Here is a 20,145-nt window from a genome sequence, read left to right as displayed (position 1 = left end):
TCTCGGTACAAGATTTTCCGCTCATTTCCGTGAAATCAGCGCAAACGCCAGGATTGGTTGAAGCCGCCCCGACCTCGTCATTCTATGGTCTTCGCGACGGAGTTCGCTCCTGCTCCGCCCTAGAATGACGATCGCGATGGGCGTTTCGGCCAATCTCCAAGGCATGCCACCTGCCAACGCAAACAGAGCCGACCGGTCAAAATCCCTGTGCTGGGTAACTAGCCCGTCGCCGTGGCCACCTCACTCCGGTAGGCCCGCCTTGCGGAAGCCGTCGACGAAATGCTCCAGCGTCGCCGTGTCGCGGAACGGTTCCGTCTCGACCCAGCGGCGGGTGGAAAAATGCGGATTGCCGACGAGGAACAATTCGACCTCCGTTCGCGCCTCGTCGAGCCGGCCCAACTGCGCCAGGCTCGCCGCCAGGAAGCGGCGCGAGCTGGTGCGATAGGTTTCGTCGCGGCGCAGCGTTTCGACGGCGGTTTCGTAGTCGCCGGCAGCATATTGCGCCTGGCCGAGCGTCAGGTGATACCAACTCGGCGGAAACGGGTTCAGCCGGAACGCCTTGCGAATATGTTCCAGGCCGACTTCGACCCGCCCGGCCAGCACCTCGATGTCGGACAAGGTCGCCCAGATATCGGCCTCGTTCGGATCAAGCTCGATCGCCCTGGCGAATTCCGCATCCGACTGCTCGAAATCGCGTTCATAGGCAAGCAAATTAGCCAGAACCCAGCGGCAGCCGGCGTCGTTGGGGTCGATCGCCACGGCCTTGCGCGCCAGTTCCAAGGACGTGCTGCGGGCAGGCTCGAACGGCTCGCCCCAATGCACCCAGCCCATCCAGTGGTTCATGGCGAGCCAGCGATAGGCCTCGGCGTAGTCCGGATCGAGCGAGATCGCGCGCGTGAGCATCAGATGCGCTTCGCGCGCCATCTGCGGGGACTCGTCGAACACTTTTCGTGCCCGCACGACGAGATCGTAGGCCTCGAGGTTCTTCGGCCGATTGCGCGCCGGCGGCGCGCGCAACCGCCCGAGCAACGCCTCCACGATCTTGGCCGTCGCCTCGTCCTGAACAGCGAAAATGTCTTCCAGGCCGCGATCGAAACGCTCCGCCCAAAGATGCTCGCCGCTCAGCGCATCGATCAGCTGGGCGTTGATGCGCACGCGCCCTGAGGCACGCCTGGCGCTGCCCTCCAGCAGATAGCGCACGCCGAGCTCGCCCGCGATCGCGCGCACGTCCATGGCCTTGCCCTTGTAGGCAAAGACCGAATTGCGCGCGATGACGAACAGGCCCGGAATCCGCGACAGATCGGTAATCAGGTCTTCGGTCAGGCCGTCGGCGAACGATTCCTGCTCGGGATCGTTGCTCAGATTGACGAAAGGCAAGACGGCGATCGACGGTTTGTCGGGCAGCGGCAAGGGTTTTCGCTTGGTGTCGGACCGTTCGACGGAGCCGGTGAAACGGTAGCCGACGCGCGGGACCGTGGCGATCCACTCGCCGCCGTCGGCCGCTGGACCAAGCAGCTTCCTCAGCTGGGCGATCTGGACGGTGAGATTGCCTTCTTCGACGGCCGTGCCCGGCCAAGCCGCATCCATCAACTCGGCCTTGGCCAGGATTTCGCCCGGACGCGCGACGAGGGCCTCGAGCAGCTTCAATCCGCGATGGCCGGCGGCAACGGGAACATCGCCCCGAAGCAGCGTTCCCGCGCCCGGATCAAGCACGAACGGTCCGAAGGCAAAGCGCGATCCCTGCATGCGGCGATCTATAGCCGATTTGGAAGTTTTGAGAACTATTTGGAAGGGCTTAATTACGCCGCTGGCGGCATCCTGCAGAATTCAGCCTCATTCCAGTCAACGGGCCTTGGAGCCCTCATCCTGCATGGAGGTTGCCATGAACGATATTCTTATGCCCGCCTCGCGTCTGGGCGCGCGACCGGCGACGCGCCGTTTCAGCCTGGCCGCCTTGCGAAGCAGGATCGCGGCTGAGCGCGAGCGCGCCCGCTTTCGCCTCGCTCTCAACCGGATGGCCAGGGACAATCCGCACCTGATCGACGATATCGGCCTGACCAACCGGCAGGTCGAGGAAGAGATCGCCAAGCTGCCTTTCTGGCAGCGCTAAGCGCAGCGCTTGAAAGAGGCCAATACGAAAAGAGCGGCCGAGGAGCCGCTCTTTCTTTTTTACAATTGGCCGAAACCTTACTTGGCGTTCGGGTTCGGCATCCAGGCGGGCATCGCCACATCGGCATGGGCGAACTGCGGCAGCTTGGCCGACAGGTCTTCCATGTTCTTGATGTCCTTGTCGACGAGTTCCTTCTGGGTGATCAGCGTCGGCGGCACGATGACGTTGTGGCCGGGATCCTCGCCGGCAAGCAGTTGCGCCAGCGCGCGCACCGAGACCTGGCCGACGACGGCCGGGTTGGTGGCGGCAGTCGCGGCCCAGGCGCTGTCCGGCTCGCGCATCGCCGCGATGTCGGAGGTCGAGATGTCGGCCGAATAGATCTTGATGCCCTTGTTCAGGCCGGCTTCGTCGACGGCGATCTTCACGCCCTTGGCGAACTCGTCATAGGGCGCGAACATCACCTTGATGTCGGGATGCGCCTGCAGCACCGAGCGCGCCTGGTTGGCGACGGAGTTGGCGATCGGGTTGTCGAGCGTGCCGAACATGGCGACCTCGCTGATGCCCGAATATTTCTTCTTCACGTCCACCCAGGTCTCGTTGCGGCGGTCGAGTGGGGCGATGCCGGCGACATAGACATAGCCGGCCTTCCAGCTGTCGCCATTGTCCTTGACCGCCTGCTCGAGCGCGAGCTTGGCCAGGTCGCGATCGGACTGCTCGATCTGCGGGATCTTCGGGTTCTCCACATTGACGTCGAAGGCGACGACCTTGATGCCGGCGTCGACCGCGCGCTGGGCGGCGTCCTTCATCGATTCCGTCAGGCCGTGCTGGATGATGATGCCTTGCACGCCGAGCGCGATCGCCTGGTCGACCATGTCGGCCTGAAGCGCCGCGTCCTGGCGGCTGTCGAGCACGCGCAGGTCGACGCCAAGCGCTTTGGCCTGCGCCTCGACGCCGGAGAGATAGGCCTGGAAGAAGTCACCGGTCGACAGATAGCGCACCAGCGCGATCTTGACGCCCGGCTTGTCGAACGGCGCCGGGCGGTCCGCCGCCAATGCCGTTCCCTGCGCCAGCAGCGCCGCGCCGGCGAGGCCGAGTGCCGCCTTGCCCAAAAGTCTTCTTGTGATGCTCACGTCGTTTTCCTCCGTTGTGTTCTCATCAATGCCCCGGTCGAAACTATCTCTTGCCCCTGCCGGAAAGGGCGAAGGTGAAGACAAGGGCGACGACGAGCACCGCGCCCTTGACGAAATCCTGCGTGTAGTAAGGTGCGTTCATCATCGTAAGGCCTTGCAGCAGGACGCCGACGAACACCGCGCCGACAGCCGTGCCGAAGGCGTTCGGTTTGGCGGCGCCGAGCACCGCGTAGCCGATGAGCGCCGCGGCGACAGCGTCGAGCAAGAGATTATTACCCGAGGCGATGTCGCCGCGTCCAAGCCGGGCGGCGAGCAGAATCCCGCCGATCGAGGCAAAAACTCCCGAAATGACATAGGCCCAGATTTTATATGCCTTGACAGGCGCGCCGGCGAGTTCGGCAGCGCGTTCGTTACTGCCGACGGCATACATCATGCGGCCGAAGCGGGTGTATTCGAGGAAGAACCAGATCAACAGCGCGAGCACGACCAGCACCACGACCGAGACCGGGATCAGGTTCGGGATGAAGAAGTCGATGCGGTGACGGCCGAGCGCCAGGAAGGCCTCGGAGAACTTGCCGTTGGCGACCGAGCCGTCGGGCATGGTCATGCCGGTGGCGATCGAACGGCCTTCGGTCGGGATGCGCTGCAGGCCGAGCAGCAGGAACATCATGCCGAGCGTCGCCAGAAGATCGGGGACGCGCATATAGACGATCAGCCAGCCGTTGATCAGGCCGACGATCACGCCGATGACCAGGCAGGCGACGACGGCGACGATCGCATTCTGCTCCAGCACCACCATGGCATAGGAGGCGGCCATCATGGCGCTGGTGGCGACCGAGCCGATCGACAGGTCGAAGCCGCCGACGACCAGCGTGGCGGTGACGCCCAATGCCAGCACGCCGGTGATGGCCACCGACTGGAAGATGAAGACCGCGCTCTGTGGCGACGCGAAACCGTCGGCGGCAACAGCGAAATAGGCGATCAGTCCGACCAGCAGGACGATGAAGCCGTAGCGGATGGCGTAATCGCGCAATGTCATCGAACGCTCCCGCGCCGTTGCCTTGCCCGCCAAACTGGAACTCATGCCTGCACTCCGAGTCTCGTCATCCTGCGATCTCACGCCGCGCTGGTGAGCGGCCCGCCGGCCACTTGCGCCAACAGCCGGTCGAGATCGATGTCATCGTTCCGGTGCTCGCCGACGATCGTGTGTTCCGACATCACCAGGATGCGGTCGGCGGTCTCCAGCGCCTCGTCGAGCTCGGTGACGAAGATCAGCGTCGCGCGGCCATCGGCGCTGGCCCTCAACTTGGCGGCGATGTCGCGCCGCGCCGAAATGTCGACGCCCTGGAACGGCTCGTCGAGAATGAACAGCCGCGCGGCCTGCGACATCCAGCGCGCCACCATCACCTTTTGCTGGTTGCCGCCGGAAAGCGCCGACAGGTCGTCCTTCTCGGAGCGGCAGACGATGCCGAGCTCGTCGATCTGACGGCGGGCAATTGCTCGTTCCGCCCGCTTTTTCATGACGCCGAGACCCGACATGCGCTTGAGGAACGGCAGGCTGATGTTGCGCTCGATGTTGAAGCCGCCGACGATGCCGCTTGTCGCGCGGTCCTTGGCGACGAGGAAGACGCCGGCGGCAATGGCCTGGCGCGCCGACTTTGGCGCAAAGGGCTTGCCGTCCATCTGCATGGTGCCGGCGAGCGGCCGGCGCACGCCGAACAGCGTTTCCGCCAAAGCCGTCTTGCCGACGCCGACCAGGCCGGTGATCGCCACCACCTCGCCGGTGCCGAGCGTCATCGAGATTGGTTTCGCGCCTTGCGCTAGCCGCAGGCCTTGTGCGGTGAAGACTGCTCGCGCCGAGCTCCTGGCGACAACCCTGTCGAGATGGATCTTGCGGCCAAGCATGGCGTTGACGGCGCCTTCATAGTCGAGCGGCTTGCGGCCGAACACGCCGGAAACGGCGCCGTCGCGCATCGAGACGATGCGGTCGGCAAGCCGCCTGATATCGGACATGCGGTGCGAGATGTAGAGGATGGCGACGCCCTGCCCGCGCAGCCGGTCGATCAGGGAAAACAATCGTTCGGCCTCGGCGCTTGACAACGAAGAGGTCGGCTCGTCGAGGATCAAAACCTTCGGCCGGTGCGCCATGGCGCGCGCGATCGCCACCATCTGGCGGTCGGCAAGCGAAAGGTCGGCGACGCGCGCCCTGAGGTCTATGGCCAGGCCCATGCGGTCGGCGACGGCCCTGGCTTCGGCGCGGACATTGGCAGGCTTGAACAGCAACGATGCGCCCTTGCCGCTCAACCGGTCGAGCGTCAGGTTGGTGGCCACATCCAGTTCGGCCACCACGCCGTCATTGATGTTTTGATGTACCGTCACGACGCCGGCGCGGATGGCTTCGGCGGGAGTCTGCGGATCGAAGGTCGCGCCGGCGAGCTGCATCGTGCCGCCGTCGTGCGAATAGACGCCGCTGACGATCTTGACCAGGGTGGATTTGCCGGCGCCGTTGGCGCCCATCAGCACGGTCACCTCGCCGGCAAAGAGGTCGAGCGAGATGCCGCCAAGCACCTCGTTGCGGCCAAAGGATTTCCTCAGGCCTTCCACACGGAACACGGCATCTGCGCCCATTCGTTCCTCCCTGGCCGTGACGCTATGGGCTCATTCGGCAATTGTCAACACGATTGACATTTGCCAGATCGCTTCCTAGCTTGGCCCCGCCGCCGTGGCTCCGCTATCGTCGGAAACCACGCGCAGGAGGGGAGAGAATGACCGGGAAGTTCGAAGCATTGTCGGTGGAGACGCTGCCGGCGCGCCTTGGCGAGACCACGGCGCTGACCGGGCGCATCGGCAAGGACGCCGGCCGCTGGAAGGTACGCGAGGTCGGCGACGGCAATCTGAACCTCGTGTTCATCGTCGAGGGCGACCAGGGCGCTGCGGTGGTGAAGCAGGCGTTGCCCTATGTGCGGCTGGTCGGCGACACCTGGCCGCTGCCGCTCAAGCGCTCGTTCTTCGAGTATCATGCGCTGACCAGGCAGGAGCGCCGGGCGCCGGGCTCGGTGCCGGCGATCTATCATTTCGACGAGACCCAGGCGCTGATCGTGATGGAATATCTGGCGCCGCCGCATATCATTCTGCGGCGCGCGCTGATCGATGGCCGCGAATTGCCTAACATCGCGCGCGACATCGGCCTGTTCATGGCCCGCACGCTGTTTCGCGGCTCGGATCTCTCGATGATGGCCAGGGAGCGCAAGGCCGACCTCGCGCTGTTCGCCGATAATGTCGAGCTCTGCGACATCACCGAGAATTTGGTGTTCTCCGATCCCTATTTCGACGCAAGAATGAACCGGCATACCAGCCCGCAGCTCGATGGCCTGGTGGCGGAGCTACGCGCCGACCGCGACCTCAAGGTCGAGGCGCAACGGCTAAAACATCTGTTTGCCGCCAATGCCGAGACGTTGCTGCATGGCGACCTGCATTCCGGCTCGATCATGGTGACCGACACCGAGACCCGGATGATCGATCCGGAGTTCGCCTTCTACGGTCCGATCGCCTTCGATGTCGGCATGCTGCTCGCCAATTTCTGGATGGCGTTCTTCGCGCAGCGCGGCCATGAGGAGAAAGGCAGCCGGGCCTCGATGCGCGCCTATCTGCTCAATGTCACGGCCGAGACCTGGGCGGTGTTCCGCGCAGAATTCTCGCATCTGTGGCGGACCGAGCGGACCGGCATGCTCTACCAGAAGAGCCTGTTCGAGGATCAGGGCGATCAGCTCGGTTCGGAGCAGGCGCTCGACCACATGCTGCATGCCATCTGGACCGACCTGCTCGGTTTCGCCGGCATCGAGGTGCACCGGCGCATCCTCGGCCTTGCCCACAATGCCGATTTCGAGACCATTGCCGATGCCGACCTGCGCGCCACATGTGAGGCCAAGGCTTTGCGCTTCGGCCGCCACATCGCCGTCAACCGGCGCCAGATCCACAGCATCGACGAGGTCAACACTCTGGCCGCGCTGATCGAACAGGAGAAGAGAATTTGAACGTCGGCGAACGCCACTACCGCACCATCTGGCTGAGCGACGACAAGCGTTCGGTCGAGATCATCGACCAGCGCTGGCTGCCGCACGAGTTCCGCATCGAAAAGATCGGAACGGTTGCCGGCATCGCCACCGCGATCCGCGACATGTGGGTGCGCGGCGCGCCGCTGATCGGCGTCACCGCCGCCTATGGCGTCGCCATCCAGATGACGGACGATGCGTCGGACGAAGCGCTCGACGCGGCATGGGAAACGCTGCACAGGACGCGGCCGACGGCGATCAATCTGCGCTGGGCGCTGGACGAGATGCGCCGCTTCCTGAAGCCGCTCGCGCCGGGTGAGCGCGCCGAGGCCGCCTACAGGCGCGCCGCCGAGATCGCCGACGAGGATGTCGGGCTGAACCGCGCCATCGGCGAGAACGGCCTTGCGATCATAAGGCAGATCGCCTCGCGCAAGCAGCCGGGGGAAAGCGTCAACATCCTCACCCACTGCAATGCCGGCTGGCTGGCGACGGTCGATTACGGCACCGCCACGGCGCCGATCTATCTGGCGACGGAGGCCGGCATTCCGGTGCATGTCTATGTCGACGAGACGAGGCCGCGCAACCAGGGCGCCCAGCTGACCGCCTGGGAGATGGCCGGCCACGGCGTGCCGCATACGCTGATCGTCGACAATGCCGGCGGCCACCTGATGCAGCATGGCGACATCGACATGGTGATCGTCGGCACCGACCGCACCACCGCCAATGGCGATGTCTGCAACAAGATCGGCACCTACCTCAAGGCTTTAGCCGCCGCCGACAACCACGTGCCCTTCTATGTCGCGCTACCCTCGCCCACCATCGACTGGACGGTTGCCGACGGGCTTGCCGAAATCCCGATCGAGGAGCGCTCGGGCGACGAGGTTTCGCTGGTCTGGGGCAAGACGGCCGACGGCAAGATCGCCCAGGTGCGCGTCTCGCCGGACGCGACGCCGGCGGCCAACCCGGCGTTTGATGTGACCCCGGCAAGATTGGTGACCGGGCTGATCACCGAGCGCGGCGTGGCGAAGGCCTCGCGTGAGGGGCTGAAGGCGATGTTTCCGGAGCGGGGATGACTAGCTGATCTCCCCCCTGGGCTCTTCGTCATCCTCGGGCTTGACCGGCTTGACCCGAGGATCATGCCGTGACGGTCGCCGGAGCAGAATTCTTAACCGTTGCAATACCTTAGCGTCACGGCATGGATCCTAGGATCTGCGCGCGTCGCTTCGCTCCTTGCTCCGCCCTAGGATGACGACCGAAATGTAATCGCCAATTGACAGCCCCTTCCCGCCCTTCCATAAACCCACGTCAATGTTCTCAGGGCGGGGTGAAAGTCCCCACCGGCGGTAAGGGTTTCGACCCAAGCCCGCGAGCGCTTTCCGCTTAAACGGAGAGGTCAGCAGATCCGGTGTGATTCCGGGGCCGACGGTTACAGTCCGGATGAAAGAGAACGAATGCAAAAGACGGTCCGCTCGCGGGCCGCGTTTTGCGTCGTGCGTCCTGATTCTGGTTCGAAACGGAAGGAAGGACCCATGAATCAGCATTTCCCCAAAGACCACACTACCCTTCGTGTCGCCGTCATCCGGGCGCGTTGGCATGTCGATATCGTCGATCAGTGCGTGACCGCCTTCGAGGCCGAGCTTGCCGCGCTCGGCGGCTTCGCCGTCGATGTCTTCGACGTGCCGGGCGCCTATGAAATCCCGCTGCACGCCAAGACGCTCGCCGAAACCGGACGCTATGCCGCGATCCTCGGCACCGCCTTCGTCGTCAATGGCGGCATCTACCGGCATGACTTCGTGGCGAGTGCCGTCATCGACGGCATGATGAGCGTGCAGCTTGCGACCGGCGTGCCGGTGCTGTCGGCCGTGCTGACGCCGCACAACTACCATGAGAGCGCCGAGCACCAGCGCTTCTTCCACGCACATTTCAAAGTGAAGGGCAAGGAAGCGGCGAAAGCCTGCGTCGAAATCCTCGCCGCACGCGCAAGACTCGCTGCTTAGGCTCTACTTGGGCCGGATTTCAGCCCTGCAACAAGAATTGCGGCCGAAAAGGCTTCAAAAGGTTGCAGCAGGTCCGGATTCCGGCCAGAAGCAACGGGGCCGCCCGACGCCCGGGCTGCCTTTTCAAAACGGGCTCGAACCAGATACGGGAGACTATTCGTTGGCTCGCATCACACTGAGACAATTGCTCGACCATGCCGCCGAACATGGCTATGGCGTGCCTGCCTTCAACATGAACAACATGGAACAAGGCCTCGCCATCATGGAGGCGGCCGAGGAGACCAAGTCGCCGGTTATCCTGCAGGCCAGCCGCGGCGCGCGCGCCTATGCCAATGACGTGGTGCTGGCCAAGCTGATCGACGCGCTGGTCGAGATCCATCCCGACATCCCGGTCTGCATGCATCTAGACCACGGCAACAACGAAGCGACCTGTGTCACCGCGATCCAGTACGGCTTCACCTCGGTGATGATGGACGGCTCGCTCAAGGAAGACGGCAAGTCGCCGGCCGACTATGCCTATAATTCCGGCATCACCCGCCGCGTCGTCGACATGGCGCATTGGGGCGGCGTGTCGGTCGAAGGCGAGATCGGCGTACTCGGCTCGCTGGAGAGCGGCGGCGGCGAGCAGGAGGACGGCCATGGCGTGGAAGGCGCGATCAGCCACGACCAGTTGCTGACCGATCCGGTGCAGGCCGAGCAGTTCGTGCGCGACACCCATGTCGATGCGCTTGCCGTTGCCATGGGCACCAGCCACGGCGCCTACAAATTCTCGCGCAAGCCGGACGGCGCGGTGCTGGCGATGAACGTCATCGAGGAGATCCACCGCCGCCTGCCCAACATGCATCTCGTCATGCACGGCTCTTCCTCGGTGCCGGAGGAGTTGCAGGAGATCATCAACAAATATGGCGGCCAGATGAAGCCGACCTGGGGTGTGCCGGTGGAGGAAATCCAGCGCGGCATCAAGCATGGCGTGCGCAAGATCAACATCGACACCGACAACCGCATGGCGCTGACCGGCGCGATCCGCAAGGTGCTGACCGAGAATCCGTCGGAATTCGATCCGCGCAAATATCTGACGCCGGCCATGGCAGCGATGAAGAAGCTCTGCAAGGAGCGCTTCGAGCAGTTCGGCACCGCCGGCAACGCGCCGAAGATCAAGCCGATCCCGCTGGCAGACATGGCCAAGCGCTACAAGTCGGGCAGTCTCGACCCGAAATTCGGCTGATCGATCATATCCCGCGACCGGTTCAGTCCCGGTCGCGGGCACGCGTCATGCCGCAACATGGCGGAACTTCAAGCCGACAAACTGGTTCCTGCTCAGAGCCTTCCGCACCCGTTCAAAGGGAAGGAGCACGCCATGAGCAAGGATCGCGACGGCGAAGGGCCGGTTTTTTCCGGTCAGGATGCCAGGCAGGGCGAGATCATCCTGCGCACGCGTACGCAACGCATCATCTTCATCGCAGGGCTGGTGGGCATCGCGGTGCTGGCGCTGGTGATCAGTCTCGCCGCCCGCTGAGGACGGTCCAGAGCGGAAACGCCAGCGTCGGCCAAGGAACCTTCCTCGGCTCTGCCTAGTTGAAGTCTCGGACGAAATTTGAGGCGCGGTGAACTTACACAGCCCCGACGATCGATGTTCGAGCCGCTTTGCTGCGACATGCCGCTTCATCCGACCTGGCCGGATCTCGTCGGGCGGCTGCTGCTAACGCTGGTCGCAGGTTTCCTTATCGGCTTGAACCGCGAGGCGCGCGGCCATTCCGCCGGGTTGCGGACGACCATCCTCGTCGGCCTGGCGGCCTGTGTCGCCATGGTTCAGGCCAACATGCTGCTTGACGCCTCCGGCAAAGCGCCGGACTCCTTCGTGCGCATGGACGTGATGCGCTTCGCGCTCGGCGTGCTCACCGGTGTCGGCTTCATCGGCGGCGGCGCCATCCTGCGGCGCGGCGATCTCGTCACCGGCGTCACCACCGCCGCCACCATGTGGATCATGACAATGATCGGGCTGGCCTTCGGCGGCGGCCAGTTCGGCCTCGGCGTCATCGCAACGATACTGACGCTGGTAACGCTGCAGGCCCTGAAATGGGTCGATCTCAAGATCGCGCGCGACCACAGGGCGATCCTTTCGGTGTCATGGCCGAAGAGTTCGCCGCCCGACATCGGGAGCATTGTACGGCCGCTCGGCTACGATGCACGCTTCGTCGGCGTGGAACACCATCCCGACGGCAACCGCTTTGTTTTTTCCTTCAACGTGCAATGGAAGCAGCCGGACGAAGTCGAACCTTCGACGGACGTGCTGGCGGTGATAACCGAGCACTGCCCGGTCGAGCGCTTCGAAGTGATCGGCGAGAAGCCGTTCTGAGTGTCGTGACGGAGGATGGTTGAAATTGTCCCGGGCATGAAACTTTCCTGCCCGCGGATGGTTCTGGGGCAAGACGGTACTTGTCCATCATGGGTAGGCATTGATGGCCGAACTATCTTCGACGCGCGGCCGGATGGTCGATGTCCAGATCGCCCAGCGTGGCATTCGCGACCGCCGGGTCCTGCAGGCCATGCGGGAGGTTCCACGCGAGGCCTTTGTCGATCCCGATTTCGAAGAGTTCGCCTATGAGGACACCCCTCTGCCGATCGGCAAGGGTCAGACGATCTCGCAGCCCTTTATGGTCGCCTACATGATCGAAGCCGCCGAGATCGATCCTGACGACCGCGTTCTCGAGGTCGGGACCGGCTCGGGCTACGCGGCGGCAGTGATGAGCCGCATTGCGAGCCGCGTCTACACGATCGAACGCCATGCCACGCTCGCCGAGATCGCCCGCCAGCGGCTCGACCGCCTTGGCTACGGCAATATCGAGGTCCGCGCCGGTGACGGCACCAAGGGGTGGGGCGACGCCGCTCCGTTCGATGCCATAGTGGTGGCCGCCGCCGGTCCCGGCGCGCCGCTGGCGCTTCAGGAACAGCTCGATGTCGGTGGCCGCCTGGTGATCCCGGTCGGCAAGGAGGCCGACGGCCAGCGCTTGCTGAAGGTCACACGCACCGGCGCAACGACCTACGCGGAGGAAGACCTCGGTGGCGTACAATTCGTTCCGCTCATCGGCGAAGAAGGCTGGGCCGAAACGCCCCAATCCGATGACGATCGACGGAGGATGGTCGCGCCGCTGGCGCGCGGACAAAGCCTGCCGGAGATGATCGCGGTCGCCGCCGAGCCGCTGCCCGACTTCCAAGACCCGGCCTTCGGCGACCTGTTCGACCGCTTCGGCGACCGGCGTGTTGTCCTTCTCGGCGAAGCCAGCCATGGCACCTCCGAGTTCTACAAGGCGCGCGCCGCAATCACGCGCAGGCTCATCGAAAAGCATGGCTTCGCCGTCGTCGCGGTTGAAGCGGATTGGCCGGATGCGGCGGCCATCGACCGCTACGTCCGCCATCGACCGGCGCGCGCGGCCGCCGAGCCACCGTTCCAGCGCTTTCCCACATGGATGTGGCGCAACACCGATGTCGAGGCATTCGTCGGCTGGATGCGAGATCACAATGCGAATCTCGACGATGCGAACAGCATGGTCGGCTTTTACGGTCTCGACATCTACAATATGAGCGCGTCGATCGCGGCCGTGCTTCGCTATCTCGACCAGGTCGATCCGGAAGCGGCTGCCGCCGCGCGGCAACGCTACGGCTGCCTGACGCCGTGGCAGAAGGAGCCGTCCACATACGGACGAGCCGTGCTCACCTCTGGCTATCGCAAATGCGAACAAGCCGTGCTGGAGCAATGTCGGGAACTGCTTGCGAGACAGCTCGACTACGCCCGACAGGACGGCGCTGACTTTCTCGATGCCGCGCAAAATGCAAGACTGATCGCAGCCGCCGAACGCTACTACCGGATCATGTATTACGGTGGTACCGATTCATGGAACCTGCGCGACAGGCATATGTTCGAAACGCTCGAACATCTGCTCGAGGCACGCGGCTCCGAGGCGAAAGCCGTCGTCTGGGCGCATAATTCCCACATCGGGGATGCCCGCTACACCGAGATGGGGACGATCAGGCAGGAGCTTAACATCGGCCAGCTCAGCCGCGAGCGTTTCGGCGACCGGGCGGCGCTGATCGGCTTCGGCACCGACAGCGGTACGGTGGCAGCGGCATCGGACTGGGACGATCCGATGGAGGTTATGCGGGTACGGCCGTCGCACGCCGACAGCTACGAACGACTTTGCCATGATAGCGGCGTGCCACGATTTTTGCTCGATTTCGACCGCGACGGCGCGGTGAGGAATCGCCTGCTGGAGCGTCGGCTCGAACGCTTCATCGGCGTGATCTATCGGCCGGAGACGGAATTGCGCAGCCACTATGCCGACGCCTCTCTGCCGGGGCAATTCGACGCCTTTGTCTGGTTCGACAAGACGGAAGCGGTCACGCCGCTCGGACCGGAGCACACCGGAAAGGGCGTCCCCGAGACCTATCCGTTCGGGCTTTGAACGGGTCGCCATCGTCTCAGACGATGCCCGCGCTTCGGACGAGGTCGACGAAGCGGCCAAAGACCTGCGTGTGGTGGTCGACATCGGCCGGCGAGGTGGCCGGGCACATCAGGAACATGGTGTGGAACGGCGTCACCAGGATGCCTTCGTTCATGTAGAAGGCGTGCAGAAGCGTCTCGAGGTCGCCGCGCCGGCCGGCGATCACATCGGCGCCGCTGCGCGGCGGGTGCGGCATGAACATGATCTCGGCGCGGGCGCCGACCTGCGTCACGTGCCAGGGCAATCCGTTGGCTCGGATGATATCCCGCGCGGCTTCGGCAAGGCGCGTGGCGTTGGCGATCATCAGCTCGAAATTGGCCGGCGTCAGCACCTCTTCCAGCACCGCGCGCATGGTGGCGACGGTGAGCGCGTTGCCGGCCAGCGTGCCGCCGATGCCGAGATGCGCCGACTGGCGCACGCGCGGATTGACCATCGGCACGATTTTCCACAGCCGCTCGGCAATCGTTTGCGAGACGCCGAAGATGCCGGCCGGAATGCCGCCGGCGATCGCCTTGCCGGCCACCAGCATGTCGGGTTCCAGCCCATGCAGGGCCGTGTAGCCGCCGGGGCCGCTGGAGATGGTGTGCGTCTCGTCGATGATGAGCACCGTGCCGGTGCGCCGGGTCATTTCTCGAAGCTCGGCGTGAAAACCGTCGGCGACCGGGATCGTGCCGAAATTGGTCATCAGCGGCTCGGTCAGCACGCAAGCGACGTCGCCATGCGAAAGGGCTTCTTCCAGCGCCGCGATATCGTTGAACTCGACCACCCTGGAGACCGCCGCATGGTCCACGCCGTTGGGATGGATCATGTTGCGCATGCCGATGCGGCCGTCGCGGATCTCGACATGCGCCTCCTCGACGCCGCCGTGATAGCAGCCGGAAAAGACCAGCACCTTGGGGCGGCCGGTGATCATGCGCGCAATGCGGATGGCGCCGCGATTGGCGTCGGTGGCCGAGGTCGTCAGCGTCCAGTAAGGCAGCCCGAAGCGGCGCGCGAGTTCGGCGCCGACCCACAGGCTGTCCTCTGTCGGCAGCATCATGGTGGTGCCGTTCTGCAGCTGGTGCAGGGCCGCGCGCGTCACCGGCTCCGGCGCATGGCCGCACATACCGCCGGTGTCGCCAAGCGCGAAGTCGACATAGTCGTGGCCATCGATGTCCCGGATATGCGCGCCGCGCGCCGAAGCGGCATAGACCGGAAAGCCGCCGGCCCAGCGGCGCATCCAGTGCGACGGCCCGCCATAGAGGAAATGCTTCTTGCCCTCTTCCCAGGCTGCGGCCGAGCGCGGATGGGTGTCGAGGAACCTCGCCTGCTCGCGGTCAAGCAGGCCTTCGATGGTTGCTGGTTGCAAAGCAGTCTTGCTGGCGGCCGTCACGGCGCTGAACTCTCCCTGGCGCGCAAGTTTCCGGGGCGCTGAACCGTTCCCAATTCGGTTCATTATTTGAACCGGTGTTTTGTATGTTATAGACACTCTGAAGGCAGCAATGGCACCTGTCAAGTTTATTCACATGCGAAGTATCTTGGAGAATGCGCAATGAGCACGGTGGGCAAGGCGGTGTCGCTGCTGGAGTTGTTCACGCTTCACGAGCCGGAGATCGGGCTCTCCGACCTCGCCCGGCGCGCCGGCCTCGACAAGGCGACCGCCAGGCGCCTTTTGATGGCCCTTGCCGCGCACCGGCTGATCGAGCAGGAGCCGAAAAGCCGCCGCTACCGGTTGGGCGCCGGCCTGTCGCGGCTCGCCCGCATCCGCGACGCGCATTTTCCCCTCGTGCGGCTCGCCGCGCCGGTGCTCCGCGAGTTGTCGCTCGAAACCGGCGAGACCGTGCATCTGTCGGAATTCAGCGCCGGCGCGCTGCTGACGCTCCATGTCGAACTGTCGGCCAAAGCCAACCGCGTCAATGTCGATGTCGGCCAGGTGCTGCCGCTCCACGGCACGGCCTCGGGCATCGCCTTCCTCGCCGCCTCACGCCTGGAAGCGGTCAGCGCCTATCTGGAAAAACCGCGGCAGGCCTTCACCGCGTTCACGATGACGCGACAGGACGATCTGGTGAAAGCTATCGCCCTTGCCGCTTCGCGCGGCTATTCGCGCAGCGCCCAGGGTTACGAAGAAGGCGTGCACAGCATCGGCGCCGCGATCCTCGGCGCCGACGGCCAGCCGATCGGCGCGCTGGCGGTGGCCTCTCCCGTCTCGCGGGTGGACGATGCGGTCGCCGCAAGTCAAGGCGAAGCGGCGGTCAGGGCGGCAACGATGATTTCGGCGCGGCTTACCGGCGAAGCGTAACACGCGCTCCCGGCGCCCGACCCATTTTTAGCATTTTTAACCTACGCGCCAGCTTTTGAACATCGTTCATTTTTCTCTTGAACGCCGTTCACGATGTGCTATTATGGTGCACTCATGAACAAAGTTCACGCAATACCCAGCTCGCGCCGAAGCAATTGGCGAAGAACAAGACCCAGGCCGGCTCGACTGTATCCGGCCTGGAAACAGACCGGCGCCGGGCCACCCTAACCCTGAAACGAAAGGATCATATCGATGCTCGCCGACAACCATGTCCGCAAATATTCGAGCGCCTGGAAAAGCTGGAGACCGATCGCGGACGACAGATGCGGGGCGCCACGAACAAGAAACAAATGGATTGGATTGAGCGGTAGTAACGAAGTTTAACCGCTTCCCGATAAACAAGGCTCAAACCGCGCAAGTGTCCGCTCAGTCCAATCGATTGCCTGACGGCCTTGCCCAATGGAAATTGCCATGAACAACCATCTGATGATGTCGCGGCGCTTCGCGCCTCTCTTCTGGACGCAATTCCTCTCGGCCTTCAACGACAATTTCCTGAAGAACACGCTTGTGTTCCTCATTCTCTTCACGCTGGCGGCTGATCAGGCCGCGTCGCTGGTGACGCTGGCCGGCGCCGTCTTCATGGCGCCCTTCCTGCTGCTTTCGGCGCTGGGCGGCGAGATCGCCGACCGCTTCGACAAGGCGCTCATCGCGCGGCGGCTGAAATTCACCGAGATCGCCGCGGCCGCCGTCGCTGTCGTCGGCATCGCGCTGTCGTCGATCCCGGTGCTGATGACGGCGCTCTTGATGTTCGGCGTCATCTCGGCGCTGTTCGGACCGATCAAATACGGCATCCTGCCGGATCACCTAGAGCGCAAGGAACTGCCCAAGGCCAACGCCTGGATCGAGTCGGCCACCTTCGCCGCGATCCTCGGCGGCACCATCGCCGGCGGCGTCGTCTCTGCCGACGGCATCGGCGTCGCGGTGTTCGGGCCGATCATGATGGCGCTGGCGGTCGGTTGCTGGTTCGTCAGCCGCTACATCCCCTCTACCGGCTCGGCCGCTCCCAACCTTGCCATTGACAAGAACATCTTCCGCTCGACCTGGCGCCAGGTCGCCGACTTGCGCACCGACACGCGCATCTGGCGCGCCGGCCTGATGACCTCGTGGTTCTGGCTGGTCGGCGCCATCGTGCTTTCGATCCTGCCGGCGCTGATCAAGGATTCGCTCGGCGGCAAGGAGATCGCGGTCACCGCCTACCTCGCAGTGTTCGCCGTCTCGATCGCTATAGGCTCGGCCATCGCCGCGTGGATGTCGCAGGGCCGTATGGTGCTGCTGCCGGCGCCGGTCGGCACGGCGCTGCTGGCGCTGTTCGGGCTGCACCTTGCCTGGACCATCTGGAGCATGCAGCCTTCGCCCAAGGCCGAAACCCTTGCCGCCTTCTTCGCCGGCCCCAACACCATCCGTGTCGCCATCGACCTCGCCGGCATGGCTATCGCGGCCGCTTTCCTGGTGGTGCCGACCTTCGCCGCCGTGCAGGCCTGGTCGCCGGAGGCGCGCCGCGCCCGCGTCGTTGCCGCGGTCAGCATCGTCAACGCCGGCTTCATGACGGTCGGCGGCATCCTCGTCGCGGCGATCCAGGCAACTGGCGTCTCCATCGCCGGCATCCTGTTCGGCCTCGTCGCGGCCAATGCGGTCGCCGCCTGGCTGATGCTGAAATTCCTGCCGACCAATCCGTTCCGCGATTTCGTCTCGATCCTGTTCCGCGCCTTCCTGCGCCTGGAGGTCGAGGGGCTGGACAATCTCAAGGCGGCCGGCAAGGCGCCGATCCTGGCGCTCAACCATGTCAGCTTCCTCGACGGCCCGCTGGCGCTGACGCTGACCGACGAGGAGCCGGTCTTCGCCATCGACTACACGATCGCCCAGGCCTGGTGGATGAGGCCGTTCATGAAGCTGGCGCGCGCGCTGCCGCTCAATCCGGCCAAGCCGATGTCGACCCGCACGCTGATCAAGATCGTGCAGGGCGGCGATCCGCTGGTCATCTTCCCGGAAGGCCGCATCACCGTCACCGGCGGCCTGATGAAGGTCTATGACGGCGCCGCCATGGTCGCCGACAAGACCGGCTCGATGGTGGTGCCGGTGCGCATCGAGGGGCTGGAGAAGAGCTACTTCTCGCGGCTGACCGCGCAGCACGTGCGCCGCCGCCTGTTCCCGAAGGTCAAGGTGACCATTCTGGAGCCGGTGAAGCTCGAAGTGCCGCAGGCGTTGAAGGGCCGCCAGCGCCGCGCGGCGGCGGGCTCCGCGCTCTACCAGGTGATGTCGGATCTCGTCTTCCGCACGCAGGACATCGACAAGACGGTGCTGCAGAAGATCATCGAGACGGCGAACGAACGCGGCATGAAGGAGCTTGCCGTGCAGGATCCGGTCACCGGCTCGCTGAGCTACGGCAAGCTGCTCACAGCGGCCGCGGTGCTGGGAGAGAAGTTCGAGCACCTTTATGCCGGACATGAGACGCTGGGCATCATGCTGCCCAACGCCAACGGCTCATGCGCGACGCTGCTCGGCGTCATATCGGCCGGCAAGGTGCCGGCGATGATCAACTTCACCGCGGGTGCGGCGAACATCGTCTCTGCCTGCAAGGCGGCCGAGGTGCGCACCGTGCTGACCTCCCGCGCCTTCGTCGAACAGGCAAAGCTCGGGCCGGTGGTCGAGGAAATCGGCCGTTCGGTCGACATTGTCTGGCTCGACGATCTGCGGGCAACGATCGGCCTCAAGGACAAGTTGCTCGGCCTGTTGCGCAAGGCGACGCCGCGGGTGGCGCGCAAGGCTGACGATCCGGCGGCGATCCTGTTCACCTCTGGCTCGGAAGGCACCCCGAAGGGCGTGGTGCTGACCCACCGCAACATCCTGGCCAATGCCGCCCAGGCCGCCTCGCGCATCGACTTCCACTCGGGCGACAAGGTGTTCAACGTGCTGCCGATCTTCCACTCCTTCGGCATGACGGCGGGCACGGTGCTGCCGCTGATCTCGGGTGTGCCGGTCTATTTCTATCCCTCGCCGCTGCACTACCGCATCGTGCCGGAACTGATCTATGCGTCGAACGCGACGATCATCTTCGGCACCGACACGTTCCTTTCGGGCTATGCCCGCACGGCGCATCCTTACGACTTCCGCTCGGTGCGCTACTGCTTCGCCGGCGCCGAGCCGGTCAAGGCCGCGACGCGCACGACCTATATGGAGAAGTTCGGCCTCCGCATCCTGGAGGGTTATGGCGTCACGGAGACCGCGCCGGTGATCGCCATCAACACGCCGATGTACAACAAGTCGGGCAGCGTCGGCAAAATCATGCCCGGCATGGAGTATCGCCTGGAGCCGGTGCCCGGCGTCGACGAAGGCGGGCGGCTCTTCGTGCGCGGCCCCAACGTCATGGCGGGTTATCTGCGCGCCGAAAATCCGGGCGTGGTCGAGCCGCTGAAGGACGGCTGGCACGACACCGGCGACGTCGTCACCGTCGACGATGCGGGCTTCATCTCGATCCGCGGCCGCGCCAAGCGCTTCGCCAAGATAGCCGGCGAGATGGTCTCGCTGGCGGCGGTCGAGGCACTGGCGGGCGAACTGTGGAAGGGCTCGCTGTCGGCCGTCGCCACGCTGCCCGATGCCCGCAAGGGCGAGAAGCTGATCCTGATCACCGAGGCTGCCGGCGCCAGCCGCGCCGACTTCCTGGCCTTCGCCAAGGCGAACGGCGCCATGGACCTGATGGTGCCGGCCGAAGTGCGTGTGGTGCCGAAAGTGCCAGTCCTCGGCTCCGGCAAGCTCGACTTCGCCGGCGTGACGAAGATGGTGCGCGGCGCGGACGAGCTGAAGGTCAAGGCCGCCTGACCTGAACAGTCGAGCAGGCTGGCGCCAAACGCCGGCCTGGTGGTGTTTTTCCTCATCTCCACACTCACCGCAACCAAAGTGACGTTCAGAAGACAATGACGTCTTGCAGCATCACCGACTCTGCTCCGATCCTTCCAATCGTCACGGAACTCATGCCTGGCTGACTGCGGGCATGCACCCCCTGTCGGACTTGCGGGGAGCTC

15 protein-coding genes and 1 riboswitch are annotated in these 20,145 nt (G+C 64.6%); of the genes, 10 read left to right on the top strand and 5 right to left on the bottom strand.

From position 1 onward, the window contains the following. Nucleotides 1-240: 240 nt before the first annotated feature. On the bottom strand, nucleotides 241-1,746 hold the full coding sequence (locus tag F3H96_RS22045) for a winged helix-turn-helix domain-containing tetratricopeptide repeat protein (RefSeq protein WP_149803818.1): 1,506 nt from the start codon (nucleotides 1,744-1,746) through the stop codon (nucleotides 241-243). Between the two features lie 151 nt (nucleotides 1,747-1,897). On the opposite strand from F3H96_RS22045, the gene F3H96_RS22040 reads away from it, so the two are divergent. Next, nucleotides 1,898-2,110, top strand: coding sequence for a DUF1127 domain-containing protein (locus F3H96_RS22040; RefSeq protein ID WP_188131496.1), 213 nt, complete (start codon nucleotides 1,898-1,900; stop codon nucleotides 2,108-2,110). Nucleotides 2,111-2,187: 77 nt separating this feature from the next. Here the strand turns inward: F3H96_RS22040 and F3H96_RS22035 are convergent, their stop codons facing one another. The 3 genes from F3H96_RS22035 to F3H96_RS22025 form a co-directional block, all read right to left on the bottom strand. After that, complete coding sequence (locus tag F3H96_RS22035) at nucleotides 2,188-3,240, bottom strand: substrate-binding domain-containing protein (protein WP_149803816.1); 1,053 nt, start codon at nucleotides 3,238-3,240, stop codon at nucleotides 2,188-2,190. A gap of 43 nt (nucleotides 3,241-3,283) precedes the next feature. After that, nucleotides 3,284-4,279 (bottom strand): ABC transporter permease, encoded by a 996-nt coding sequence (locus F3H96_RS22030; protein WP_149803838.1) that lies wholly within the window; start codon nucleotides 4,277-4,279, stop codon nucleotides 3,284-3,286. A gap of 77 nt (nucleotides 4,280-4,356) precedes the next feature. After that, on the bottom strand, nucleotides 4,357-5,868 hold the full coding sequence (locus F3H96_RS22025) for a sugar ABC transporter ATP-binding protein (RefSeq protein WP_149803815.1): 1,512 nt from the start codon (nucleotides 5,866-5,868) through the stop codon (nucleotides 4,357-4,359). Between the two features lie 137 nt (nucleotides 5,869-6,005). On the opposite strand from F3H96_RS22025, the gene mtnK reads away from it, so the two are divergent. The 7 genes from mtnK to F3H96_RS21990 all read left to right on the top strand — a co-directional run bounded on the left by mtnK (nucleotide 6,006) and on the right by F3H96_RS21990 (nucleotide 13,749). Further along, nucleotides 6,006-7,274: an S-methyl-5-thioribose kinase gene (gene mtnK / locus F3H96_RS22020; RefSeq protein WP_149803814.1), complete on the top strand. Its 1,269-nt coding sequence runs from the start codon at nucleotides 6,006-6,008 to the stop codon at nucleotides 7,272-7,274. Continuing rightward, nucleotides 7,271-8,365, top strand: a complete 1,095-nt coding sequence (gene mtnA / locus F3H96_RS22015) for an S-methyl-5-thioribose-1-phosphate isomerase (protein WP_149803813.1) — start codon at nucleotides 7,271-7,273, stop codon at nucleotides 8,363-8,365. Before mtnK ends, mtnA begins: the two co-directional genes overlap by 4 nt. A 233-nt stretch (nucleotides 8,366-8,598) precedes the next feature. Next, nucleotides 8,599-8,745, top strand: a riboswitch (FMN riboswitch). Nucleotides 8,746-8,821: 76 nt separating this feature from the next. Beyond that, a complete protein-coding gene (locus F3H96_RS22010) occupies nucleotides 8,822-9,289 on the top strand; it encodes a 6,7-dimethyl-8-ribityllumazine synthase (protein WP_149803812.1) in 468 nt (155 codons plus the stop codon). Nucleotides 9,290-9,449: 160 nt separating this feature from the next. Further along, nucleotides 9,450-10,514, top strand: a complete 1,065-nt coding sequence (gene fba / locus F3H96_RS22005; protein WP_041005077.1) for a class II fructose-bisphosphate aldolase — start codon at nucleotides 9,450-9,452, stop codon at nucleotides 10,512-10,514. 132 nt (nucleotides 10,515-10,646) lie between these two features. Beyond that, on the top strand, nucleotides 10,647-10,805 hold the full coding sequence (locus tag F3H96_RS22000) for a peptide ABC transporter permease (protein WP_149803811.1): 159 nt from the start codon (nucleotides 10,647-10,649) through the stop codon (nucleotides 10,803-10,805). 114 nt (nucleotides 10,806-10,919) lie between these two features. Continuing rightward, the gene (locus F3H96_RS21995; RefSeq protein WP_149803810.1) at nucleotides 10,920-11,645 is read left to right on the top strand and encodes an MgtC/SapB family protein; all 726 of its coding nucleotides are present in this window, start codon (nucleotides 10,920-10,922) and stop codon (nucleotides 11,643-11,645) included. Between the two features lie 103 nt (nucleotides 11,646-11,748). After that, nucleotides 11,749-13,749, top strand: a complete 2,001-nt coding sequence (locus tag F3H96_RS21990; protein ID WP_149803809.1) for a protein-L-isoaspartate(D-aspartate) O-methyltransferase — start codon at nucleotides 11,749-11,751, stop codon at nucleotides 13,747-13,749. A 16-nt stretch (nucleotides 13,750-13,765) separates the two neighbouring features. Here F3H96_RS21990 and F3H96_RS21985 read toward each other — a convergent pair whose 3' ends face one another. Then, the gene (locus F3H96_RS21985) at nucleotides 13,766-15,160 is read right to left on the bottom strand and encodes a transaminase (protein WP_244620103.1); all 1,395 of its coding nucleotides are present in this window, start codon (nucleotides 15,158-15,160) and stop codon (nucleotides 13,766-13,768) included. Between the two features lie 159 nt (nucleotides 15,161-15,319). Here F3H96_RS21985 and F3H96_RS21980 point away from each other — a divergent pair, with 159 nt between their 5' ends. Together F3H96_RS21980 and F3H96_RS21975 are read left to right on the top strand one after the other, a co-directional pair. Next, on the top strand, nucleotides 15,320-16,066 hold the full coding sequence (locus F3H96_RS21980; protein ID WP_149803807.1) for an IclR family transcriptional regulator: 747 nt from the start codon (nucleotides 15,320-15,322) through the stop codon (nucleotides 16,064-16,066). Between the two features lie 471 nt (nucleotides 16,067-16,537). Then, the gene (locus F3H96_RS21975; protein WP_149803806.1) at nucleotides 16,538-19,942 is read left to right on the top strand and encodes an acyl-[ACP]--phospholipid O-acyltransferase; all 3,405 of its coding nucleotides are present in this window, start codon (nucleotides 16,538-16,540) and stop codon (nucleotides 19,940-19,942) included. Nucleotides 19,943-20,145 lie beyond the last annotated feature (203 nt).

This window comes from Mesorhizobium sp. NFR06 (assembly GCF_900115245.1).
GTDB lineage: Bacteria > Pseudomonadota > Alphaproteobacteria > Rhizobiales > Rhizobiaceae > Mesorhizobium.
Note: the sequence above shows the minus strand (reverse complement) of the source record. Positions and strands in the feature narration are given on the sequence as shown.